Source organism: Pseudomonas svalbardensis (assembly GCF_030053115.1).
GTDB classification, from domain to species: Bacteria; Pseudomonadota; Gammaproteobacteria; order Pseudomonadales; family Pseudomonadaceae; genus Aquipseudomonas; species Aquipseudomonas svalbardensis.
This window is the reverse complement of the sequence record NZ_CP125619.1, coordinates 3,457,016-3,478,743: the sequence shown is the minus strand read 5'-3', so window position 1 is coordinate 3,478,743 and position 21,728 is coordinate 3,457,016. Positions and strand designations below refer to the sequence as shown.

The following is a 21,728-nucleotide window of genomic DNA, read 5'->3' as shown; positions in this document are numbered from 1 at the left end:
ATGCCCCCTCACCTCGTAGCCAGTTGTGCCGATGAATATCCCTAATCTGATTACCGTACTACGCGTCCTGCTCATTCCGATCTTCATTTTACTGTTCTACCTGCCGTATCAATGGAGCTACCTGGCGTCCGCCTCGGTGTTCGCATTTGCCGCCGCCACAGACTGGCTGGATGGGTATCTGGCCCGCCGACTGGAACAAAGCACACCGTTCGGGGCTTTCCTCGATCCCGTGGCTGACAAGCTGATGGTCGCTGTTGCGCTGGTATTGCTGGTGCAAGAACATGGCAACCTGTGGCTCACGCTGCCGGCCGCCGTGATCATCGGTCGCGAGATTGTCGTCTCGGCACTACGCGAATGGATGGCCGAACTCGGCGCCCGCGCTCACGTCGCCGTGTCGAACCTGGGCAAATGGAAAACCGCCGCGCAAATGCTGGCGCTGGTGATCCTGCTGGCCAATCCGTCGGATTTCACGTTCTGGGTGCTGCTGGGTTACGCCTTGCTGCTGATATCTGCGGGGCTGACGTTGTGGTCCATGGTCCAATATTTGCGGGCTGCCTGGCCGCATCTGAAGACCGACGTGGAAAAGAAATAAACTTTTTTGAATCAAGGGGTTGACGGGGCATTTTGATTCTATAGAATGCGCCTCACCAAGACGCGGGAATAGCTCAGTTGGTAGAGCACGACCTTGCCAAGGTCGGGGTCGCGAGTTCGAGTCTCGTTTCCCGCTCCAAGCATTAAAAAATGGATCTCTGAAAAGAGGTCCATTTTTTTTCGGCCAAAGAAAAGTCTTTCTTTGGCTTTTGCCGCGCCGCCCCAGAAAACACTCAGATCCAGCCCCAATGGGCACATTTTCCAGTACATCAATCCGGTGCTCGGCAGATCGGTTTTCTCGTGGCACCAGTCTCACCGCAAACCGTACAAATCTCCTCCATTCATACGAGACGGAGATTGTACGTTGGCTCTCACCAATACGGCAGTCCGGCACGCCAAACCCCGTGCCAAGGACTACACCCTCCCTGACTACAACGGCCTCGCCCTTTTCGTGAATACGAAAGGCGCAAAGTGCTGGCACTTCCGCTTTTCCTGGGCGGATAAGCAACCCCGTATTTCTCTCGGTACCTATCCTGAAATTAGCTTAGGAGATGCTCGTGCTCTGCGTGATGTTGCGAGGGCATTGGTCGCTGTGGGCATCGATCTGCGTGTCCATCGGCAGCTGGAGCGTAATGTTAGGGGCCTGCCTGACCAGGCCCTGTCTGATGTGCCCGCGTTTTCACTGATCGTGTGAAGCGCGCCGCCGACATTATCGCTAGTATCCGTCGAGCCTTGGCTCTCAACCCTCAAGGTCAACTCTAAGGCGAGCTGATTTTGGTACAGGCGTTCAAGGGCATCAGGTAGCGAATGTTCGGTGGGCACCGTTTCTACTTCGATCGAGTAATCGAAAGAGTCGCAACGGGGAGGGCGTACAACAAAAGGCCCGCAGGCGTTGGGTCAGGCTGTGTTTTCATTGGTGATGAATGATTGAATCAGTAGAGTTTGCTTGAACTCCAGATAGTCAGTGCGGGTTCCACACCATCCGGACAGGCAGTTGGAGCGTAACCTGTAAAACTTGCCCGGAGAATCCAAGACCTACCACGTGGTGCTGGTAGTGGTGAGCCGTTTTAAGGCAGCCCCCCCTGCAACTGAACGACCCGCACTTTTCAATCATGCGTGGGGTGGCCAGGACCGTTATACAAGAAGCGGCAATGGCGTGCCCTCTCTCGGTGATATCAATGGCCACCGAAATGCTTGAGCGCCAAGGACTGACACCGAAGCAGCAAAAATTTGTTCGTCACGCTCACGATGCGGCTCAAAGAGCGCGCTGGCTCATTATCGATTTGTTGGATTTCACGCAGGTGCGAATAGGGCGTGGTATCGGGGTTACAAAAGCGACCACCAATCTGCATCTGCTCATTGCAGGGGCTGTCGAGCAACTCAGAATCGTTTATCCCAAACGAGAGCTTGTCCATTCAACACATGGCCAAGGTTTATGCATTGCGGACGGCGATAGGCTTGCGCAACTTGCAGGCAACTTAATCTCAAACGCAGTTGCTTACGGTGCGGGAGATCGTCCCGTGACAGTCACATCCTCCATTACGGAACTGGGTTTCGAATTGATGGCGCACAACTGGGGTACACCGATTCCTCCAGACGTTCTTGCCACTGTCTTCAGTCCGATGACTCGAGGCGTCAATCTCCCTCAAGACACCCGCAGCGTAGGTCTAGGGCTTTTCATCGTCAGCAAAATCGTGAAGGCACACGGCGGCACGGTTTCAGTTACCTCAACATTTAAGGCTATTTTCCATGATGAAGGCAGGAATTCACAGAGCTACGGCATCGAATCTCTCAATCCAGGGACTGTCGGATCATCTCATTCTTTCAAGTTCTTTTCGGAACCTTCACGAAAAATGTAGTGCCACGTTCCGTTTCCGAGTCTACGGTGATTACGCCAGCGTGTGAGGCCACGATTTCCGAGGCAATGAACAGGCCCAATCCCAATCCTGCTGTAGGCCCGTGGTCGATAATCGACCGTTGAGAAAAACGCCCCAATGGATTGAAAATGAACGGTAAAACGTCCTCAGGTATCGGTTCGCCGCCGTTGTGGACGGTGAAAACTACATGTTCTTCCGTGGCCTCTAATTTCACCCTTATCGGAAATTGAAGATTACCGTGTTGCACAGCGTTACTGATGATATTGGAAAATACTTGTTCCATTCGAGCGCCATCAAATTCCCCAGAGGCGGGAGTTTGCGATTCGAACAGCACGTTCGCTGTTGGATGAAACGCACGAATTTCTTCTACGATGTGTTCACATAACGGCGACAGATCTACGACCGCTTTCTTAACAGGAATCCCTGGGCCCATCTGACAGCGAGTCAAATCCAGCAGGTCTCCAACGATTTGGCTGGCGCGCCGGACGCTAGTGTAAATCTGAGTGGCAACTTTCGTTGCACGCGTACCGATTCCCTCTGAACGCCTCAGCATGTCGGCGCCAAGTAATATCGCGCCAAGTGGAGTGCGCAAATCATGACCAAGAATACCAAGGAAAACGTTGCGCGATGCCTCCACGGCCCGCGAGTAGCTAGCGATAGATTCAGCGAGCGCTTGGTCAATGGCTTCATGGAAGCGGGTCATATCGTCCATATCTAATGGCGCGCCAGACTTTACTTGTTTCATCCACTGACTGAGAACACTCGTTCTCAAAGCACGATACTCCGACACCATTTGATCAATAGTGAATCCTGACATTAACCGTGTGACGGCATGTGTTTCGGCGGCGGTTTCTTGTTCGTCTAGTGGCCCGTTTCCTCGGGCCTTGTCAATTTGTTCCTGCACAGATTGAGTTGTCCGCAGATCAAGAGCGATAGCTCGCAGCATTTGTTCGGCATGATCCCGGAGAGCCTCGCTATCAAGCGCAACTCCAGGTGTTTCTATGGTTCGCGCAAAATCTTCCCAAGCCTGCAGAATCGGCTCAAGGTTTTCAAGGATGAAATCAGCTAGGCGCATGCCGGTAATCCAGAGGGAGCGTAATTGAGGCCGGGACAGTGGCTAGGCTACCCGGTATGAAGTTGAACACAGATTGCAGCGTAGCGCGTGGAATGAGCTGGAACATGTTCGATTTCTCAAAAGCCGTATTCATTTTTCTGGTAAAGCAACGCATTGGATCCGGGCTTAGCAGGACTATATGCGCGGTTAGCGCGCTGTAGAGCGGGGCATGCGTCGGACGTAGCATTTCATTCATCATTCCATTGGAACTCCCCTAAAACTGCTCCGTCATCTGGAATGAGGGGGGCTGCGGGCATTTCGTGGCGAACCCTGATTACGCTTTTTCATTCAGAAGGCGAGGGACGACATGAATACTTCAGACAGCAGCACCACCGGGAATCAGTCAGTAAAACCCGACTCCGAAGGGCCAGAGCAGAACTTCGAACACTTGAAAGAAAACGTTACTGAGGCGCTTGGCGGCGCCAGGCAGCAGGCTGATGCGCAGTTTGGTCAATATCGCGACACGGCAGCAGACCAGATTGAGGCATTGGCAAAGGGAGCGAAATCCGTCGTCTCCGAACTGGAAAGCAAGGACACGCTCGGCATGTCCGCTTACCTCGCGGACATGGCGGAGTCCATGAGCGGCTTAGCCGGGAGTCTGCGTGGAAAGAGTGCCGAACAATTGCTTCATGACGGGGCTGAGCTTGCTCGTAACAACCCGGCATTGTTCGTCGCCGGCAGTATTGCGTTGGGATTTGGCCTGTCGCGCTTTCTCAAGGCCGGTAGTTCGCCTGCGGCGACATTTACCGATTCCAGCGACCCGGCAGCAGGCAACTCAATGCCTCCATCTGGGGGTTTCGGCGCGCAAAGACCCTATGAAACTTCAGTTCCGTCACGCGCCGATCAAGACCCGGGCCTGGCCACTGGCATTACGCCGGCTTCGCCAAATGAACAAGACCATCCTTCGGACTTCGCGACGAACTCTACACCCGGTTCAACATCGTTCAAAGGAGCACTGTGATGAATAGAGAAGATCCAGGTTTGTCGGGCTCAAGACCAGTTCCCGTACCTGACCCTGACGTTTCTGTCGTCGGACTGATACGGCAGCTATCCCGAGAAGTGCCTGCGCTGTTCACAAAAGAACTTGCCTTGGCCAAGGCTGAGTTTCAGGCCAGCCTCACGACGCTGAAAGCGGGCATCGCGGGTGTTGCCGGCGGGGCAATTGTGCTGCTAGCGGGGTTCATCATCTTGTTGATGTCCGCTGTTTACGGCCTGAGTACCGTCGTGGCTCCGTGGCTAGCAGCCCTGATTGTTGGCGTTGTTGTGATGATCATCGGGTTCGTCATGCTGCAGTCCGGGAAGAAACAATTTGATTCGTCCCACTTCAAGCCTGATCGCACGCTGGATGCCTTGAACAAAGACCAGGAAGCGCTGCGGAGGAAAGTCTCATGAATAGTGAATTCGAAACCGAGTCGCAGAAGAGCCCTGAAGCCATCGAGCGTGAAATCAACGCGCAGCGAGCGAGCATTGGCAATATTGTCGATGCGCTGGAAAGCAAATTCACGCCTGGACAGGTGTTCGATCAGGCGTTGTCTTTCATGCAGAGCAATGGAACGACATTCTTGACCAACCTAGGAACCAGCGTGCGTAATAACCCCGTTCCGGCAGTGCTGACTTCGGTTGGTTTGCTGTGGTTGATGATGAGTCAGAACCGTCCGCCGACTGCTCGCCCAAGTTATCGCGTCGGCCCGGATCAGGATAAAGCAGGGGAGTGGGCCGATGGCCTCGCTGATGGCTTGGACAGTGCCCGTGATCATTTGCACCAGACAGCGGACACGCTTAAGGAGGGTTACCAGACGGTCAAAGACAAGGCAGCGCATTTAGGTGATAGTTTGGGTGATGCTACTGAAAACATCAGCCACGCCGTTCACGACGCAGGTGACCGATTGGTGCGCAGTTCCCAAGTGATCAGCAATCAGCTCAGCCAGTTGCTGAAGGAGCAACCCTTGATGGTAGCCGCTGCGGGCATCGCGTTAGGCGCCATGCTGGGGGCGGCATTGCCTTCGACGGCAACCGAGCAACGATATCTTGGCAAGACCAGCGCGGGACTGGCCGACAAGGTCAAGCAGCAGGCGCGGGAGGGCTTTGAGGCGGTGCGCGATACGGTGACAAAAACGACCGAACATTCGGAGGTGGATGCGAAACCGGAAGGGGATCACCGCGCACCATCCGATGCACCAGCCGATCTATCAAGAGGATTAGGTACTCCGTAACAGGTTGAATGAAAGACGGGAGGTCTGACGTTGACCTCCCTCTTTTCATCCGGATTAATGTATCAAGTCCTCTTCTATTTGCCATCCGCGACCTTGCGCTCTATCTCTGCTGTTTTTCGATTGCGCTCCTCAGTGTCCTGCTCTTTGGTTTGGGTTGAAGAGGGCGTAATGGTTTCATCGACGCCTTTGGTGTCGCTGTCCGCATCCTGTAAATCTCTTTCGACCACATTCACGGGTTTGCCCAATGTATCGGTGGGCGGGGCGTTTGACGTTGCTTGCGATCCGGCGTCGTTATCACGGTCATCGTTGTTCATTTCGCTTACCTCTATTGACTTTTAAATTGGACGCAGCGGTGTGGTTGGAGTTCGAGGGGTCAATGACGAAAAGATCAGTGCGGCTCATGAGGCCCTCCTTATGCTCATAGACAAAGAAGTGAGCGCGCCCAAAAAAATTCAAAACGTTTGTCGGACAATCGTAGGCGTCTGAATCTGCGGATGTTGCAGTGAAAGTAGCATTAAAAAAAACGGCCCACGTGTAGCAAATGAACACCTCTTGTCGGCCCTCATGAACCTGAGCCGAAGTGTCCCGATCCATTAGGAAATACTTTTGGATTCCTATAGCCATGAACTCATTTAGAAACCTGCTGACGCCGGCGCAAGAAAGGCGACTCTGCGCGATGGACTCTTGGCACTGTGCGCTCGAAAACTACACCCTCCGAAGGGATTGTCCTGATGCCTATCATGAGGAATTGCTTCGGCAGGCTGATGAAATGGATCGTCTGGGAATAGTTAATTGGTTGGAATGGCGAGACCTTCGAGTTGAGGCGGATCAAGCATATTTGCTTGCGGTCGCGGGAGCGGATTATCACTGAGTGTGGTCGCTTAATGGGGCTATAAATTTCGGATGAGGTCGTCGATAAAAGCGACAGTCAAGCACGGGGAGGGACGATGATCAGATGCCTTAAGTTTGGTATTGAGGAAGAGTATTTCATTACCGACCTTGCCACTCGACAGATGCCTGGCAATATCCCCTTCGCAGCGGTTGAACGGTGCAAGGCACTTTTGGGTGATTTTTTCGCCTATGAGATGTTCCAGGGACAAATCGAAGTAGCTTCGCCGGTTTTCAATACGCTACCGGAAGCAGGGGATTATTTAGCTCACGCACGTCTTACGTTAAACCACGCACTCGAACCTTTCGGCTTGGGCTTGCTCAGTGCAGGCAGCCATCCCTTGGCTGATTGGCGCATACAACACGCCACAGCCCACGACCATTTTCTTAAGTTATTCGAAGATTACCAACGTGTCGCCCAGCGCAGCCTGCTATCGGGTTTGCACGTGCACGTGGAGGTTGCGGAACACTTGGATCGTATTCAAGTGATGAACGAGGTGTTGCCTTGGACGCCTTTATTACTGGCCCTAAGCAGTTCATCACCTTTTTGGGATGGAGCTGACACCGGCTTTATGAGCTATCGCCAAGCCGCGTGCGATGAGTGGCCTCGGATGGGTGTTCCTGAATTTTTTGGAGATCAGATTTCCTACGACGCCTACATCTCCTTTTTGATGTCAACTGGCTCGATTAAGCATCCAAGCGAATGCTGGTGGGGCGTTCGACCCTCTACCAATTATCCGACCTTGGAGCTGCGAATGACGGATGCGTGCCCACGTGTAGAAGATACGTTGTGCATCGCCTCTTTGTTTCGCTTGATGATCGCTCACGCCATCATCCAACCTCATCCAGGATCAACTTACTCACAGAGATCTCTATGGATCCTCAAGGAGAATCGCTGGCGTGCCAAACGGTATGGAACACATGCTGCGTTTCTAATCGAGAATTACGACCGACCGTTTACGATTGAGCAATGGTTGTTCCTGGCAGAACAGATCTTAGGTGACACCGCCCAAAAAATGGGAGTGGAGGGCGTATTTTCCCAGGCTCGTCGAATTGTGCATAACGGCTCCAGCGCAGAGCGGCAGCGCAATGCTTACGAATCCGCCTCACGCAACGGAAGGAGTGTTGATGGCGCGCTCTCACGAGTCGTTGATCTATTGCTGATGGAAACGGCGCAGGTGCAAAGCGTCCCGCGTTGATTAAAGCGCAGCACTTTTTCAGCCTAGTGAGCCAAGTACCTGCTAGTTAGCGCGGTTTTATACGATAAAACCGGGGGGGGTATTGTCAGGCTGTAATCAACCTTTTGCCGGTACCCGACTCGGAGAACCTGCCACAGCGCAGCTTTGCTAGAAAAGGAGATGGTGGGCAGAACCGAAAATTTCGGTATAGCCCTCGATAATTGCTGGATTTAGAGTTTCGGCCATTCCGACAACAAAGAACGCTGGGTCGGTCTTCATAAACATCAGCTTCCAGGCTGCGGCCTAGGCGCCGTTCTCGCAAAACTCCAACGCGTGGGGATGGCCAGGTTCGCCCAAGGCATGGCAGACGCAGGCGAAGCCATCAGGTTTGTTCTTTCAAAAGCGCACCAGGGACTTGGCAAACTCCTGTGCCCGCCAAAGTATTTTCATAACCTGGTTCGCTGAGCCCCAGCCGCCGCTCGCATGGGTGGACGGAGAACAGGTGATCGGCAGGCTGTCACTGTCTTGACCAAAAATTCGGCCCCCGATCACTTGAGGCGTTGAGCTTGCTCGCGATAGCGGTCTGTCATTCAACAATGATGTTGGCTGACACGACCTCATCGCGAGCAAGCTCGCTTGTATGTTTAGACTTGAAGGGGTGGGCGGGACTAAAAGCTCGATTCTGACTCTGACCAGTACAGACCGTGGGAGACTTCTCATCCCGCCCCTTCTACCCAAAGCGCCGATAAGGAATTCATCGGTAAAACCGACGATAGAGGCAAGCCAGCGCAACGGTAGACCCCGACAAGCTCTTAAACCCTAGCTCCGAGGATTCGTCATGACAATCCTTACTTCGCAGACGGTGGTTGGCGTCGATATCGCCAAGGCCGAAATAGTTGTCTATCGCTCCGACCGGCTAACCACTGACACCATCAAGAACGATCGAACAGCCCTCAAACGCTGGCTTAAAACATTGCCCGCCCAAAGCGCTATCGCCGTTGAAGCCACCAACATCTACCACCTGGACACCGTCGAGCTGGCCCATGCGATGGGGCACCAGGTCTATGTCGTGGATGCTTATCGGGTGAGCAACTATCGCCGCGGCATCGGCCAACGAGCCAAGAACGATCCCTGCGATGCCCGTCTGCTGGCGCGTTATTTGACGAACGAACAAGACGGACTGCGGATCTGGAGCCCACCACCCAAGGCCTACACCTCGCTGAAAAGCCTGCTCCACAGACGTGCAACGCTGATCCAGAACCATGCCGGTCTGATGCTGAGCTGGGCCAATGAACCCTTGTTGAAGAAAGTACAGAGCGCCCAGCAAAAGGCCTTCAAGCAAGCGGATCAGGCCATTCAGAAACTGCTGCGCAAGGTCAGCAAAGAGGCGGGTATTGAAGAGAATATCGACCGCTGCAAAGCCATCGAAGGGGTTGGCGAACTGACTGCAACCGGGTTGGCGACGACCTTTATGCGCGGTGATTTTGCCAATAGTGATGCGTTCATCGCGTTTCTAGGGATGGACCTTACGGTCGATGACTCCGGGAAGAAGAACGGCCCCCGGCACCTGACAAAAAAAGGGGATCCGGAAGTCCGCCGGTTGGCTTACAACGCCGCAATGGCAGCCTGTCGCTCAGCTAAATGGAAACCGTTTTACGAGTCGTATTTTGCAAGAGGCTTCTCGAAAACCCAGGCCTTGGTGGCCCTTGCCCGGAAACTCTGCCGGGTGGCATTTGCCCTGATGAAAAATCAGAGCGAATACCACCCGGCCTGAGGTTGCGGGGTTGCCCTGCAACATAGAATCTCCCACATTTTGTTCTGGGTTTACAGCCAGAAACTCACTGCATACCAGCCAAGAACACCCATCACCACGGTGTACGGCAACGCCATCCACACCATCCGTCCGTACGACAGTCGAATCAGCGGTGCAATCGCCGAGGTCAGCAGGAACAGAAACGCAGCCTGACCATTGGGCGTCGCCACGCTCGGCAGGTTGGTGCCGGTGTTGATCGCAATCGCCAGCGTCTCGAAATGCTCACGGCTCATGTGGCCAGAGATGAAAGCCTGTTTGACTTCGGTGATGTAAATGGTCGCGACGAACACGTTATCGCTGATGGCTGACAGCAAGCCGTTGGCAATAAACAGCATGCCCGGTTGTTGATCCGCTGGCAGCGCCAGCACCCACTGGATCAAAGGCGTGAACAGTTGCTGATCGTGAATCACCGCCACTACCGCGAAAAACACCACCAGCAGTGCTGTGAACGGCATGGCGTCCTTGAACGCGTTGCCGATACGGTGCTCGTCGGTGATGCCAGTGAATGCGGTGATCAGCACGATCACCATCAAGCCGATCAGGCCGACCTCAGCAATATGGAACGCCAACCCCGCAATCAGAATCAGCGCTGCCAATCCCTGCACGACGAGCGCTGCACGTTGGCGCGAGGTGCGTTCGGCATTGTCTTCTGCCGCGTGATTGGCCAGAACTGCACGCACGTTCTCCGGTAACAGCGTGCCGTAACCGAACCAGCGAAGTTTCTCCAGCAGGACGCAGGTCACCAGGCCTGCCACCAGGACCGGCAATGAAACCGGGGCGACTTTCAGAAAGAACTCAGAGAAGTGCCAGCCCATCTCGTGGCCGATCAGCAGGTTCTGCGGCTCACCGACCAATGTGCAAACACCGCCCAGTGCGGTACCCACGGCACCGTGCATCAGCAGACTGCGCAGAAAGGCGCGGAATTGTTCGAGGTCGGCGTGATGGAGTGTGGGCAGGTGCTGGTCATCGCCAAACTCGCTGTCCTGACGCGGATCATTGCCGGATGCGACGCGGTGATACACCGAGTAAAACCCGACGGCTGCACTGATGATCACGGCGGTCACGGTCAAGGCATCGAGAAACGCTGACAGAAACGCCGACAGGAAGCAGAACATCAACGCCAGCAGAGCCTTGGAGCGAACCCCGAGCAGGAGTCGTGAGAACAGAAACAGCAGCAGGTCTTTCATGAAGTAGATGCCGGCCACCATGAACATCAGCAGCAGGATCACCGGGAAGTTGTGCACCAGCTCGTCGTAGAGTGCCTGGGGCGTGGTCATCTTCAGCAACAGTGCTTCGATCAACAGCAGGCCGCCGGGCATTAACGGATAACACTTGAGCGCCATGGCCAGGGTGAAGATGAACTCCAGCACCAGCAGCCAGCCAGCCGCCGTCGGGCCGACGGTCCACAACACCAGCGCGTTGAGAATCAGGAAACCGACAATGCTTGCCTTGTACCAGCGGGGTGAATGCCCGAGAAAATTGTGCGCGAACGCCTGAGCCATTGAACCGGGCATCGGCTACTCCTTGTATTAAGAAGCGCGCAACTTGCCGTAAGCGGAAGGGAAGATCAAGTGTAGGAAAACTGTGCAGGCCTACCCCAGATAGCGTGCGACGATCGCTCGATAGTTGCCGTCCAGTGAATAGCCTCCGACTACGATGTTTCCATCGGCCTGCATGGCCACTGAAGTCGCGGTATCCAGGCTGCGGCCCAGGCGGGTGCGAATCCAGCCGGTGCCATTGCCGAAGCTGCGATCAAGTTGCCCGTCGGGCAGATGCCGCGCCAGAATGAAATCCGCCTCGACGCCGCCGATCGTGGCCCCAACCGTCACCACGCAGCCGTCCGGCAGTGCCTGTGCGTCGGTCCACTGGCAGCCGCTGTGACCGATCTCCAGCAGTTGGGCCTGGCCTCCATTGCAATGAATGTCCGGGCGGCCGTTGCTGTGTACTTTCAGTGCCAGGCAATGCATCGGGTCGCGGCTGCTGCCAAAGCACTGCACATCGCCATTTTCCTGTTGGATGATCCGGCTGACCTGAGCGCTATACCCACATGCCTTGAAGGTCATGAAACCATCCACGGCGAAACAATCGTCGAGCCTGCCGTCGGTTTGATAGCGGGCCAGCAGACCTTCTTCAGGGAAGTTGATCGACCCGCCCACCAGGATCCGGCCGTCTCGTTGCACCATCAGGCTGCTGAGCCAGGTATTCATCAGCAAGTGCCTGACAATCACGAAGCCACGACCGTTGAAGGTGTCGTCCAGCGAGCCGTCGGTGTTGAGTCGTATCAGAATGCCGACATGATTGGACAGTTCGAAGTGATGATTGGCCTGCAGCAGGACTCGACCGTCCTCCTGCACGCAGATATCACAACCTTCTGTGCCCGATACGCCGGGGGGTAGCCAGGTGTCACGCACGCCTTGGGAAAGACCGCCCGGCAGACGCACGACGCAGCGGCCATTGTCGCCAAAACATTGAACAGGCCGACCATGCTGATCGAAAAGGGCGAGGGCGGGCAGTGTCCGGTGAGCATTTTCGTAGTGCAGGCCGGCTACCAGAATGTGCCCATCGGGCAATACGTGGACTTTGCCGGCCATGGCCTCGAAGCCGTGTTCAAATTGCCCGATGACGCTGCCTTGATTGCCGAACGCCAGATCCGCCGAGCCGTCCTCGAGCAAGCGAGCCAGGCCGAAGCGGCTGCCGCCTGGCGTTCCGACCTTCGCCGCGACTAACAACCTGCCGCGTGAATCAATCGCGACCCCGTTGGCCATGCTTGAGAGGCTGCCAGCGAAATACACCTGGGTTTTGCCAGACGAGGCAAAGGTTGTATCAAGTTTGCCGGCGTTGTTCAGGGTTGCCCGTAATGCAAACGCGGTCTGGATTGACATGCACGCAGCTCCTTGCGAGTCGTCCTGAACCGGGAGTTTGGGTGGCGACTGTATAAGGAAACATTCAATCCCTGAACGCCTGGATGCACAACTGTCATAACTAACAGACGGAGGGTCGCTGTGTGCCAGAACAGTGTCTTTTCGACCCACTGACAAGCCTGCCAAGTAGTTGGGCGCGTGCAAGTTCGAAGAATAATCGGGGAGGGTGCGGGTTACCGTTTGGTAACCCGCAAAACACTTAGTGTGGCATCGACCACGATTGGAGTTTGTAACCCTCCTCTCTCAATTCCGCACGTGCCGCTTCAAGCAGGCATTCAAGTTGCGCAGGATCGGTATAGGCACTGCTTGGGATCTGCTTGCGGCCGATGCTGCGGGTGTTGGTGCGATCGATAACGGTCAGGCTGAGTTCGCCATTGCCGTCTTGTGGGGCCCAGGCCACGCATTGGAACGGTTGGAATGCGCGGTCGGCAATCAAAAGAGCTTCGTTGATGCGGAGCGGGGCGTTCATGGGGTTTTCTCTCTGTATGCCCAATCAAGTGATGTGCCGTCGGTTGGGCTACCGTTCGGCTGGTTACTTGTACTGATGCCCGCAACCGGGGGGCGGGTCACATACAATTAAAAGAAATATCAACTTTCTTTCATTGGCTCAAGGTGTGGACAGGCTTTGAAAGCTGAATGAAAGGCAGGACTCGTTAGGTAACTAACTAAGTCGCTTCTTATAACTAATAACGCAACCGCTCTATAGTCAAACGGTACAAGGTCATGTCAAATTATTGCTAACGTTACAGCCAGGTCCGCCAAACGATTGTTTTTAATAATATTTCATAACTTTGGCGCCAAGGAACAGTCATGATCGAAGCGCCTGCCTTACGACGTCTGTTAGTAGTGGACCCTTGCGACGACTGTCATCGTCTGCTGCCGGTTTTGCGCGCTGGGGGTTGGGACGTTGACAGCTGCACCCTGGAAAACGTTGCCGACAAAACCTGCGATGTCGGCCTGTTGCGTTTGCAGCCTTTTCACCTCGAACGCCCGGAAGCCGTCAAAGAGCTGATCAGCCGTAGCGGTACCGAGTGGATCGCCGTACTCAACCAGGAAGTCCTGCGATTGCAGAATGTCGGGGACTTTGTCTGCGAATGGTTCTTCGATTTCCATACCTTGCCATTCGATGTGTCCCGGGTTCAGGTGACGCTGGGCCGGGCATTCGGGATGGCACGCCTGCGTGGGCAGGGCACGGTTCACATTGATCAGCCCGAACACGAGCTGCTTGGCGACAGCAAACCCATTCGCGAACTGCGCAAGTTGCTGAGCAAGCTGGCGCCCACCGAGTCTCCGGTATTGATCCGTGGTGAAAGCGGTACCGGTAAAGAACTGGTCGCCCGCACGCTCCATCGACAATCCCAACGTCACAGCAAACCCTTTGTCGCGATCAATTGCGGAGCAATTCCTGAACACTTGATCCAGTCCGAACTGTTTGGCCACGAGAAGGGGGCTTTTACTGGCGCCCATCAACGCAAGGTCGGGCGGATCGAAGCGGCTAACGGCGGCACGCTGTTTCTCGACGAAATCGGTGATCTGCCCCTGGAGCTGCAGGCGAACCTGTTGCGTTTCCTCCAGGAAAAGCATATCGAGCGGGTGGGCGGCAGTCAGCCGATTTCCGTGGATGTGCGGGTGTTGGCCGCGACCCATGTCGATCTTGAGGCAGCGATCGAGAAGAAACGCTTTCGCGAAGATCTGTATTATCGCCTGAACGTGTTGCAAGTCGCGACCGCGCCCCTGCGTGAGCGCAATGGCGATCTGTCGATGCTGGCCAACCACTTTTCCCATTTCTACAGCCATGAAACCGGTCGCCGTCCGCGCAGCTTCAGTGAAGACGCCTTGATTGCCATGGGCAAGCATGACTGGCCGGGCAATGTGCGCGAGCTGGCCAACCGGGTACGTCGCGGGTTGGTACTGGCCGAAGGTCGGCAGATCGAAGCGCGAGACCTGGGGCTGATCAGCCAGCAGGCCGTTGCTGCGCCGATGGGCACGCTGGAAAACTACAAGCACCGGGCAGAGCGCCAGGCCTTGTGCGATGTACTTAACCGCCACAGCGATAATTTGAGCATCGCCGCCAAGGTGCTGGGGATATCCAGGCCTACCTTCTACCGTTTGCTGCACAAGCATCAGATACGTTAGACGCAAGATCTAAAGACAAAAAAAGCCCCGCTGGGATTGAAGTCGCAGCGGGGCTTTGTTGTTGTGGATTAGAAGTAGTACGGGAATTTCAGGCTGAAGGAAAAGTCTGGCGAGTCGTCGGTCAGGCCGATGGACAGGTTGGGAACGATCGTCAGGTTATCGGTTGCTGCCAGGGTCATGCCGATGTTGAAGTTGGCCGAGTTGTAATCGCTGTTGGTAATCGACTGCCAATCGCCACCGTCCGGCTTGATCTTGCTCTTGCGGGCGAACTGGTCGGTGAACGAGAACGACATACTCATCTTCTCGTTCAAGGCGAATGCAATACCGGCGCCGACCTGCCAGGAGTTGCCCAGTTTCACATCCCCGGGCACCTTGGAGTTGATCTGAGGGCTGATGTCGCTGAAAGAGTCTTCAATGTTATAGGTGTAGGACAGGCTGCCGAACAGCACGGCCGGGTCGAAGGTCTTGACCAACGAGATACCCGGGGTGATCGACCAGACACCATTGCCGGTAGGCAAGTCCTCGGGTACCGAGAGGTTATCGTTGGCTGGGTCATTGATCAGCTTGATGCCGTAAGGGTCATCACCGGTCGGCGCCTTGACGCGCAGGGTAACGACTGCATCGGGTAGATTGGCCGACTCATCCAGAAACTTGTAAGCAACGCCAACGTTCACATCGCCAATGGTCGGGTCGCGGGTAACGGTGGCGTCCGACGTCACCGGGCCTGCGCCTCCGGCGCCACCGGAGGAATACGTTGATTCGCGATAAACCACGGGGACGTTAATGTCGAACTGCCAGCGTTGTCCCGTGTTGTAGCGGGCGGTCAGGTCCAGGGTCCAGTTATCCGCCTTGATACGGTCGATGTTGATGTTGCCGAGGAAAATCGAGTCCAGTGCCAGGAAGCCGTTGAGTACCAACGCACGGGTATCGTAGTGCGTGTAGGTCACGCCCGTTTCGAGGCTGAACTTGCCGCCACCGAAGAAGCCGCTGGCTTCGTCATACAGGTTGGAAACGCTTTGCGCAGGCTCCGAATCATCTTTGAGCGATTGGCCGTATGAGCTGCCTGTGGTTCCCGGCGCACCGGCGGCCACCGTTTGGCCACCCCTGGTCGTTTCGGCAGGGGATTTGGTCAGGCGTTTGGGAGCCGGTGTCGCAGGTGTTTCTTCAACTTGGCGAACGCGTTGCTCGAGTACCATCAGCGCGTTCTGTTGTGCTTCGTAACGCTGTTTCAACTCCATGAGTTCTTGTTTTAGCATCTCGACCTGGGGGTCCGGTGCTGCGTATAGCAGTGTTGCCGGGGCCAGGCTACTCAAACAAACGATAGCTTTGAACGTTAACGATCGGTGCATGGATTAGCCGTCCCTTCTGACTTCATCTGATGAGACTGAGCGTAGATCAGAATCCTTGAGTGCGAAGACCTTTGAGCTGGTCCAGGTTGCCGTTCAGCGACCCGGCTGTCGCCACGTTGTCACGCAGCACGACATTAAGGGACGTGAGGTTGCGGACCTGGTTGCCACCGCCGAGCAAAGTCGTGTTCTGCATCAGCCCACCCTGGGCCAGGCGTTGTACGGTACTGCCCTGGTTGTTGTTGGCCACGATGTTGAGTTGCACACCCGTACCGGTCGAGGAAATGCTCAGCGAGCCCGCGCCATTGGCGTCCACCAACGTCGAGCCTGCGGCCAATGCCTGGCCCTGCTGTTGCGTTGTTGGCGCTTGGTTAGCCCTTGTGACGTTGATATCAACGTTGTTGTAGGCAGTGTTATGGTCGCCGGCAGCACGCACGACTTGAGTGACGCCTTCGGTGCTGTTGAGGCCGCTGCCGCCAATGACGGTACCGGTGCCTTGCGAAATTGCGGAGCCATTACCTTTTTCGTTGATTATCGACACATAGAACTGTGGCGTGATGGTCGATTGTTGAATTTGCATCGAGGAAGTTGCCCCGATCACTTCACCGTTGGCATTTTGCCAAGTGCTGGTCATGACAATGCCGAAACTGACGATCCGTCCCGGCATGACATAGCGGCCTCGCAGGCTCGCCAATTCGTGATCGTTCAGTTCAATGGGTTTGAATATCTGTGCCTGGGTCGGCAGGCTGGCGGCCAGGCAAACCACGGCCAGCCAGATTGGAGTCTTCATTGGAATGCTCCCGGAGCGTCGTGCTCCCTTGTTATTAGAAGAAGTCGCTTTGGATGAATCCGAAATCCATCAACTCTGCGTCTTGCACCGGGCTGAAGGTGTTGATGCGGTTCTTGGCGGTCAGTGGCAGGGGTGGGTCGAGCAACGCATTGGTTTTGTCGTAGCCCTGGCCGATGATGGCAAAGATGATGCCGTTCCAGCCTTTTACAAAGTCTTCGACTTTGTAACGTTTATGACCGAGTACCGGATCTCCGATATAGACCCAGCCCTTATGAACTCTTTGCATGACCACAAAATGTTTGTAGCCACGGATATCCATGAGTACCACAACCGGAATTTTGATCTCGCTCAACGTTTCCTGCGCTACCCGGTAACCACGGGCCCGCATGCCGATACTTTCCACGTAGCGCTTCATGTCGAGCATGGAAAAGCCCTGGACGCGGACAAGATCCTGATCGGAGTGTGCCAGCATGCCTTCGATGATTTGTTCTTCGTCCACGTCAAGCCAATACGCCTGACGCAATACCGTTGCCAGCGCAGCTGCGCCGCAACTGAAGTCGCTTTTCTGTTGGACCAGGTCGGCAAACTTGCGCTCGCGCACGCTTTGGATCGGCTTGAACACCACCGCGCCGCCCGGCAGGACGGAAAGCGGTATTTGTGCAGCCTCGCTCACACTGGTCACGCAAAGCAAAAATGCCAAGGCGATAATGCGCATAGTGGGATGCCTTCTGGTTGTGTTGAAAAAAGGCCCCCATAAGGGGGCCTCCAGAGACAGCAATTAGAACGACTGATTGGAAATGGCCAGCGAGTTGCTTTGTTGGTTACCCACACCGGCAGCTACGTTGACGCCCAGGTTGCCACTGCCACCATTCACCGAACCGCTCAGGGTTGCAGTGTTGGTCACAGGGTTTGCCCAGCCAGTTGGAGTCAGCACTTGATAGGAGTAGGTGTTGCTCAAATCAAATGAACTGCTCTCACTGAAGCTTCCCGCTTTTGCGAACTCGGATTCGGACGATTGACTGGCCGATTTTTCGAACGAGGAGGCGTTCGATTTCTCGAACGACTTATCGAACGATTTTTCGAACGAGGAATCGCGCGATTGGTCGTACGAGGATTCGTGAGATCTGTCGTACGAGGAGTCGCGAGATCTGTCGAACGAGGATTCGCGCGATTTGTCGAACGATTTGTTCACCGCTACGTCAAGCGTTGCGTCAAGCGATGCGTTAAGCGATGCCTCGGAACTCCTGCTGCGGGTGCGATCTCCAAAGCCATTGTTGACGGTAGTGGAGCTGGAAGCCGCCGTATCAATGTCCAAAGTAGCGCCCAGGGAAGCGTTCAAGGATGCACTCGAAGAACCGCTTGCACTGCTGCTGTTGGAACCGCTTGCAGAACTGCTGTTAGAACCGCTCGCAGAACTGCTGTTGGAACCGCTCGCATTGCTGCTCTTCGAACCGCTTATATCAACGCTAAGGGAACCGCTGGAATTAGAGCTATTGGCACCGGCCGCGGCCCAGCTCGAAGAAGCGCTTTCACTGCCGCTAACCTCGAATGACTTATCTTTAGAGAAACTACCGCTGGCCGTGTTGGTAACGGTAATCGTATCCACGCGGTAGGTCCGATCAGCGGTGTTATTCACTATCAGGCCAGGACCGTTTTGATTGGCAGAGGCAGTGGCTCTTGCGTTACCCAGGGGAGCATTGGAGTTGGCAATTGCCATGGTGTTTTTCTGTTGGTTGAGGTCGCCGCCAGCAATGTTGATACCCATATTGCCGCTGCTGCCATCGCCAGATCCGCTCATCACGGCAGAGTTTGTGACGCCGTAGTTGTTGACCTTGTTATTGTTGCTGTATTGCGAGACTCGAGCGCTGGCTTCGGAAGTGCCGAACACGAAGCTGTTATCGAGGCTGGAGGTGGAGCCAGCGTTTGCGATGGCGGCCGCGTTGTCTTGTTGGTTGCCGGCGCCTGCTGCCACGTTGACGCCGACGTTGCCGCTCGCGCCTGAGGCAGAGCTGCTCATCTCGGCTGAGTTCTGAGTCCCTTCGTTGTGGATGCGGTTGCCGGTACTGGTCTGCCTATCGTTCGCGTTGGCGGTCGCGTCGGTATGGATCCATGTTGGAGGAGGAGTGTGGTGGCCACCGTTATGATGACCATTATGGTTACCACGTCGATCGTTCTGACCCGCTTGTGCAGCAACAGCCAAGACCGCAGCAATTGCAAAAACCAGAGGCTTTATTGCCATCGAAGGTTTCATGGTGATTCTCCGTACTTATTTTAGGTTAAGTGTTGTTCTTACCTGTTTGGGTCAATCCATGACCCGTACGCTCAGGGTATTGGCCGTTCGGTTTCCCACCCCGGCGCTCTGATTCAACTGGATCACCCCACGGCTGCCGGTGAAGGCCTGATCGCTGGTAGCGACCTGGCGATAGCCTGGTGCAGAGTCAGTTGGATCGGAGTTAGTGATCAGCGCCACGTTCTGTTGCCTGAGGACGCTGTCGTCGATACTTTGCGGCTGCGTGCTGATGCTTATCCGCAGGGCATTGGCTTGCTGGTTGCTGGCGCCCGCGCTCTGGTTGACGCCCAGTACGCCGTTGCCGTGGCTGAAGGAGTCGCCTTGAATGCTGGATCGAGCATCGATCCTGGGGTCGACCACCGTACGCAACCGTTGGCGAATCTGTGTGGTCGCGCTGGCTCCATGGCCAACGGCGATGGCCCGTGCGTTAGCCTGTTGCTGTAAATCGCCGGCAGCCTGGTTGACCCCGAGGTTGCCGTTGTACTGCGTGCCCGAACCGTCGATTTCGGCGTTGTTGATGACGGGAGGTTGGGCAAAGGTCGATGCACTGCAAAACATGGCGATAATCAGCAGCGTACGATTCATCTTAACGGTCTCCCGGTATGACTTTCAGAGCACCCAGGCCTTGCTGGACGCTTGAATTGACCATGTTGGCAATACCGTTGCCGGCATTTCCCGAACGCCCGGCGGGGAGGTTGGAAAGCTGGGTCTGGTTGCTGATGTTGCCGCCCAGGTTGTTGGTGTTTTGAGTGACCAGGCGGGAGATGCCTGCACCACTGGCGACACCGGCAAAGTCGCCGTCGCTCAACTCGTTCGTTTGACTGATGATGTGTTTGGACGGGTTGGCATTGGCGGTCGTGGGGCTAGGGTCGGGAATCAGCGGCGCACGCGTTGCCATGCGCGGCTGGACATCACGCTTGATAATGATGATGCCGTTGTCAGCTTGTACAGGCAGGCAGAGACTTGAGCCCAGTGCGCATCCGATCAGCAGGAGGCTATAAATTTTGTTATCAAATTTCCCCACGGCGGCAATTCCTTCTGTAAATGGACGCTGGCCCTGATCAGCGTTTCGAGGAAGAGAGCAGAAGGTGTGCCGGTTTTTGTTTTTCTTTTAAAAACAGTTGGTTGGCTTTAATTGTCGAGGTTGTCAAAAAAAAATTGTAACGCCACTGAGACAGAGCCACGCAAAAGTGCCATCCATGCTGGCGGCATTGCTCGCTAAAGGGCGCTGAAGGTAGGTTGTATCAGTGGCTTAACATTTTCTTGCTGGAGTGCTTGAGCCGCTTTAGTTCGCGGGTTCGCGCAGGGGGGGGTGTTTCAGGAATGGACATTTGCGGCAGGGCGGGGTACCCCGGTCAGGGCTTGAGCAAGCGGGTCACAGCCTCGAATGCCGCGTCCTTGCGCTGTTGCCAATCACCTTGCAGCACCTGGCAAGGCTGGTGGTGCAGGTCAAGCCATTGGCGGCTGGCGTGGAAAAACGCCTGGCGTTCTGCCAGTTGCGGTTGGCAACGCTGACCGTCGTCATGCCAGGCCACGGTTTCAGGGCTCAGCAGCAAATGCAGGTCGTAGTGCCGTGCCAGCAATGCTTGCTCGATCCACGTCGGGCAATCACCAAACAAGGTCTGGCTCCAGAGGATGTTGCTCAGCAAGTGAGTGTCGAGAATCAGCAAATGCGGCTGCCGGGCGCGTGCCTCGTCCTCCCATTTCAGCTGTCCGCGGGCGATTTCCGGAATGTCGGCCAGGCAGGTGTCTCGAGGATTCTGTTCGATGAACCAGCGTACATATTCGTCTACCAGGACCCCGCCGAAATGCTGCTGTAACTCGGCTGCCAGCCAACTCTTGCCGCTGGATTCTGGGCCTGTGAGTACCAGAACTTTCATGTGCGCAACGCCGGATCGGCCCGCCATTCCCGCCAGCCTTGGACGGCAATCAGGGCGAACAGCGCGTAGAGCCCGGCGGTCAGGTACAGGTCTTTGTAGATAAACAGCCCGACGAAGATCACATCCAGGATGAACCACAGCGGCCAGCATTGAATGCGTTTTTGCGCCATCCATAACTGCGCCACCAGGCTGAAGCCAGTCAGTGCCGCATCGAGCCAGGGTTGTGCGGCATCGGTCCAGTTCGCCATTGCAGCGCCCAGCAACAGACTGCCGACCGCTCCAATGACCAGACTGATAGCGACCGATTTACCGTCGAGCAGGCTGACCTGCCGACCATGGCGCGCGCCCCCCGCATGCGTCCACTGCCACCAGCCATAGAGCTGCAATGCGGCGTAGATCACCTGCAGGAGCATGTCCGAGTAGAGCTTCACCTCAAAAAAGATCCAGCTATAAAGCAGCACCATGACCAGACCGATCGGCCAGCACCAAGGGTTCTGTTTGACCGTCAACCAGACGGCAATGACACCGAGGGTAGCGGCAAACAGTTCAAGCCCGGACATGGAGGTTCCTTGGGGGAAGTCGAAGAGGAGCGGATTGTAACGGCAGGCGCTGCCAAGTAGAACAGCGTGCGCCGCCCTAAGTAGCAGCTGCCGAGCCTGCGAGGCTGCGTTCGGCTGCGCAGCAGTCGTGA

Annotated in this window: 23 protein-coding genes and 1 tRNA gene; 11 read left to right on the top strand and 13 right to left on the bottom strand. The window is 55.6% G+C overall.

From position 1 onward, the window contains the following. Window positions 1-31: 31 nt before the first annotated feature. The 4 genes from pgsA to QFX16_RS15945 all read left to right on the top strand — a co-directional run bounded on the left by pgsA (window position 32) and on the right by QFX16_RS15945 (window position 2,450). A complete protein-coding gene (gene pgsA / locus QFX16_RS15960) occupies window positions 32-592 on the top strand; it encodes a CDP-diacylglycerol--glycerol-3-phosphate 3-phosphatidyltransferase (RefSeq protein WP_008150904.1) in 561 nt (186 codons plus the stop codon). 62 nt (window positions 593-654) lie between these two features. Beyond that, window positions 655-730: transfer RNA gene (locus tag QFX16_RS15955), tRNA-Gly, on the top strand. 225 nt (window positions 731-955) lie between these two features. Continuing rightward, on the top strand, window positions 956-1,285 hold the full coding sequence (locus QFX16_RS15950; protein WP_349294110.1) for an Arm DNA-binding domain-containing protein: 330 nt from the start codon (window positions 956-958) through the stop codon (window positions 1,283-1,285). Window positions 1,286-1,703: 418 nt separating this feature from the next. After that, on the top strand, window positions 1,704-2,450 hold the full coding sequence (locus tag QFX16_RS15945; RefSeq protein ID WP_349294204.1) for a sensor histidine kinase: 747 nt from the start codon (window positions 1,704-1,706) through the stop codon (window positions 2,448-2,450). On the opposite strand, the gene QFX16_RS15940 is transcribed toward QFX16_RS15945, so the two are convergent. After that, on the bottom strand, window positions 2,416-3,543 hold the full coding sequence (locus QFX16_RS15940) for a sensor histidine kinase (RefSeq protein ID WP_283180443.1): 1,128 nt from the start codon (window positions 3,541-3,543) through the stop codon (window positions 2,416-2,418). The two genes, QFX16_RS15945 and QFX16_RS15940, sit on opposite strands and share 35 nt — an antisense overlap. Window positions 3,544-3,889: 346 nt before the next feature. On the opposite strand from QFX16_RS15940, the gene QFX16_RS15935 reads away from it, so the two are divergent. From QFX16_RS15935 to QFX16_RS15925, 3 genes are read left to right on the top strand one after another with little or no spacing between them, the layout of a single operon-like run. Continuing rightward, window positions 3,890-4,543, top strand: coding sequence for a hypothetical protein (locus QFX16_RS15935; protein ID WP_283180442.1), 654 nt, complete (start codon window positions 3,890-3,892; stop codon window positions 4,541-4,543). Next, window positions 4,543-4,974 carry a phage holin family protein gene (locus tag QFX16_RS15930; protein WP_283180441.1) on the top strand — a complete coding sequence of 144 codons (432 nt, stop codon included), beginning with the start codon at window positions 4,543-4,545 and terminating at the stop codon, window positions 4,972-4,974. Before QFX16_RS15935 ends, QFX16_RS15930 begins: the two co-directional genes overlap by 1 nt. After that, on the top strand, window positions 4,971-5,795 hold the full coding sequence (locus tag QFX16_RS15925; protein WP_283180440.1) for a DUF3618 domain-containing protein: 825 nt from the start codon (window positions 4,971-4,973) through the stop codon (window positions 5,793-5,795). Before QFX16_RS15930 ends, QFX16_RS15925 begins: the two co-directional genes overlap by 4 nt. A 74-nt stretch (window positions 5,796-5,869) precedes the next feature. Here the strand turns inward: QFX16_RS15925 and QFX16_RS15920 are convergent, their stop codons facing one another. After that, window positions 5,870-6,109, bottom strand: coding sequence for a hypothetical protein (locus QFX16_RS15920; protein ID WP_283180439.1), 240 nt, complete (start codon window positions 6,107-6,109; stop codon window positions 5,870-5,872). Between the two features lie 308 nt (window positions 6,110-6,417). Here QFX16_RS15920 and QFX16_RS15915 point away from each other — a divergent pair, with 308 nt between their 5' ends. From QFX16_RS15915 to QFX16_RS15905, 3 genes are all read left to right on the top strand, one after another. Then, window positions 6,418-6,666, top strand: a complete 249-nt coding sequence (locus QFX16_RS15915) for a hypothetical protein (protein ID WP_283180438.1) — start codon at window positions 6,418-6,420, stop codon at window positions 6,664-6,666. Window positions 6,667-6,742: 76 nt separating this feature from the next. Then, entirely contained in the window at window positions 6,743-7,882 is a 1,140-nt protein-coding gene (locus tag QFX16_RS15910) for a carboxylate-amine ligase (protein ID WP_283180437.1), read from the top strand. A gap of 817 nt (window positions 7,883-8,699) precedes the next feature. Beyond that, the gene (locus tag QFX16_RS15905) at window positions 8,700-9,635 is read left to right on the top strand and encodes an IS110 family transposase (RefSeq protein WP_283180436.1); all 936 of its coding nucleotides are present in this window, start codon (window positions 8,700-8,702) and stop codon (window positions 9,633-9,635) included. A 50-nt stretch (window positions 9,636-9,685) separates the two neighbouring features. Here QFX16_RS15905 and nhaB read toward each other — a convergent pair whose 3' ends face one another. The 3 genes from nhaB to QFX16_RS15890 form a co-directional block, all read right to left on the bottom strand. Continuing rightward, window positions 9,686-11,188: a sodium/proton antiporter NhaB gene (gene nhaB / locus QFX16_RS15900; protein WP_283180435.1), complete on the bottom strand. Its 1,503-nt coding sequence runs from the start codon at window positions 11,186-11,188 to the stop codon at window positions 9,686-9,688. Window positions 11,189-11,266: 78 nt separating this feature from the next. Next, window positions 11,267-12,556 (bottom strand): NHL repeat-containing protein, encoded by a 1,290-nt coding sequence (locus tag QFX16_RS15895; protein ID WP_283180434.1) that lies wholly within the window; start codon window positions 12,554-12,556, stop codon window positions 11,267-11,269. A 238-nt stretch (window positions 12,557-12,794) separates the two neighbouring features. Continuing rightward, window positions 12,795-13,064: a hypothetical protein gene (locus tag QFX16_RS15890; protein ID WP_283180433.1), complete on the bottom strand. Its 270-nt coding sequence runs from the start codon at window positions 13,062-13,064 to the stop codon at window positions 12,795-12,797. 341 nt (window positions 13,065-13,405) lie between these two features. Between QFX16_RS15890 and QFX16_RS15885 the strand changes: the two genes are divergently transcribed. After that, on the top strand, window positions 13,406-14,731 hold the full coding sequence (locus tag QFX16_RS15885; RefSeq protein WP_283180432.1) for a sigma-54 dependent transcriptional regulator: 1,326 nt from the start codon (window positions 13,406-13,408) through the stop codon (window positions 14,729-14,731). A 68-nt stretch (window positions 14,732-14,799) separates the two neighbouring features. Here the strand turns inward: QFX16_RS15885 and fapF are convergent, their stop codons facing one another. From fapF to pnuC, 8 genes are all read right to left on the bottom strand, one after another. Next, window positions 14,800-16,080 carry a fibril amyloid transporter FapF gene (fapF, locus tag QFX16_RS15880; RefSeq protein WP_283180431.1) on the bottom strand — a complete coding sequence of 427 codons (1,281 nt, stop codon included), beginning with the start codon at window positions 16,078-16,080 and terminating at the stop codon, window positions 14,800-14,802. A 46-nt stretch (window positions 16,081-16,126) separates the two neighbouring features. Further along, a complete protein-coding gene (gene fapE / locus QFX16_RS15875; protein WP_283180430.1) occupies window positions 16,127-16,867 on the bottom strand; it encodes a fibril amyloid subunit FapE in 741 nt (246 codons plus the stop codon). 34 nt (window positions 16,868-16,901) lie between these two features. After that, window positions 16,902-17,582, bottom strand: coding sequence for a fibril amyloid maturation endopeptidase FapD (gene fapD / locus QFX16_RS15870; RefSeq protein ID WP_283180429.1), 681 nt, complete (start codon window positions 17,580-17,582; stop codon window positions 16,902-16,904). A gap of 63 nt (window positions 17,583-17,645) precedes the next feature. Then, window positions 17,646-19,118 carry an amyloid-like fimbrin subunit FapC gene (gene fapC, locus QFX16_RS15865; protein WP_283180428.1) on the bottom strand — a complete coding sequence of 491 codons (1,473 nt, stop codon included), beginning with the start codon at window positions 19,116-19,118 and terminating at the stop codon, window positions 17,646-17,648. A gap of 51 nt (window positions 19,119-19,169) precedes the next feature. Next, entirely contained in the window at window positions 19,170-19,742 is a 573-nt protein-coding gene (gene fapB, locus QFX16_RS15860; RefSeq protein WP_283180427.1) for a fibril amyloid subunit FapB, read from the bottom strand. 1 nt (window position 19,743) lies between these two features. Continuing rightward, window positions 19,744-20,181, bottom strand: coding sequence for a functional amyloid chaperone FapA (gene fapA / locus QFX16_RS15855; protein ID WP_283180426.1), 438 nt, complete (start codon window positions 20,179-20,181; stop codon window positions 19,744-19,746). A 331-nt stretch (window positions 20,182-20,512) separates the two neighbouring features. Beyond that, window positions 20,513-21,037: an AAA family ATPase gene (locus QFX16_RS15850; protein ID WP_283180425.1), complete on the bottom strand. Its 525-nt coding sequence runs from the start codon at window positions 21,035-21,037 to the stop codon at window positions 20,513-20,515. Beyond that, a complete protein-coding gene (gene pnuC, locus QFX16_RS15845; protein WP_283180424.1) occupies window positions 21,034-21,597 on the bottom strand; it encodes a nicotinamide riboside transporter PnuC in 564 nt (187 codons plus the stop codon). Before pnuC ends, QFX16_RS15850 begins: the two co-directional genes overlap by 4 nt. Window positions 21,598-21,728: the final 131 nt, after the last annotated feature.

Coding starts and splice junctions, on each gene's coding strand:
- fapD (WP_283180429.1), bottom strand. CDS start 17,582: ATGCGCATTATCGCCTTGGCATTTTTGCTTTGCGTGACCAGTGTGAGC.
- QFX16_RS15925 (WP_283180440.1), top strand. CDS start 4,971: ATGAATAGTGAATTCGAAACCGAGTCGCAGAAGAGCCCTGAAGCCATC.
- QFX16_RS15920 (WP_283180439.1), bottom strand. CDS start 6,109: ATGAACAACGATGACCGTGATAACGACGCCGGATCGCAAGCAACGTCA.
- fapB (WP_283180427.1), bottom strand. CDS start 19,742: ATGAATCGTACGCTGCTGATTATCGCCATGTTTTGCAGTGCATCGACC.
- pnuC (WP_283180424.1), bottom strand. CDS start 21,597: ATGTCCGGGCTTGAACTGTTTGCCGCTACCCTCGGTGTCATTGCCGTC.
- QFX16_RS15885 (WP_283180432.1), top strand. CDS start 13,406: ATGATCGAAGCGCCTGCCTTACGACGTCTGTTAGTAGTGGACCCTTGC.
- fapF (WP_283180431.1), bottom strand. CDS start 16,080: ATGCACCGATCGTTAACGTTCAAAGCTATCGTTTGTTTGAGTAGCCTG.
- QFX16_RS15940 (WP_283180443.1), bottom strand. CDS start 3,543: ATGCGCCTAGCTGATTTCATCCTTGAAAACCTTGAGCCGATTCTGCAG.
- nhaB (WP_283180435.1), bottom strand. CDS start 11,188: ATGCCCGGTTCAATGGCTCAGGCGTTCGCGCACAATTTTCTCGGGCAT.
- QFX16_RS15915 (WP_283180438.1), top strand. CDS start 6,418: ATGAACTCATTTAGAAACCTGCTGACGCCGGCGCAAGAAAGGCGACTC.
- QFX16_RS15935 (WP_283180442.1), top strand. CDS start 3,890: ATGAATACTTCAGACAGCAGCACCACCGGGAATCAGTCAGTAAAACCC.
- QFX16_RS15945 (WP_349294204.1), top strand. CDS start 1,704: ATGCGTGGGGTGGCCAGGACCGTTATACAAGAAGCGGCAATGGCGTGC.
- fapC (WP_283180428.1), bottom strand. CDS start 19,118: ATGAAACCTTCGATGGCAATAAAGCCTCTGGTTTTTGCAATTGCTGCG.
- QFX16_RS15910 (WP_283180437.1), top strand. CDS start 6,743: ATGATCAGATGCCTTAAGTTTGGTATTGAGGAAGAGTATTTCATTACC.
- pgsA (WP_008150904.1), top strand. CDS start 32: ATGAATATCCCTAATCTGATTACCGTACTACGCGTCCTGCTCATTCCG.
- QFX16_RS15890 (WP_283180433.1), bottom strand. CDS start 13,064: ATGAACGCCCCGCTCCGCATCAACGAAGCTCTTTTGATTGCCGACCGC.
- fapE (WP_283180430.1), bottom strand. CDS start 16,867: ATGAAGACTCCAATCTGGCTGGCCGTGGTTTGCCTGGCCGCCAGCCTG.
- QFX16_RS15930 (WP_283180441.1), top strand. CDS start 4,543: ATGAATAGAGAAGATCCAGGTTTGTCGGGCTCAAGACCAGTTCCCGTA.
- QFX16_RS15905 (WP_283180436.1), top strand. CDS start 8,700: ATGACAATCCTTACTTCGCAGACGGTGGTTGGCGTCGATATCGCCAAG.
- QFX16_RS15895 (WP_283180434.1), bottom strand. CDS start 12,556: ATGTCAATCCAGACCGCGTTTGCATTACGGGCAACCCTGAACAACGCC.
- QFX16_RS15850 (WP_283180425.1), bottom strand. CDS start 21,037: ATGAAAGTTCTGGTACTCACAGGCCCAGAATCCAGCGGCAAGAGTTGG.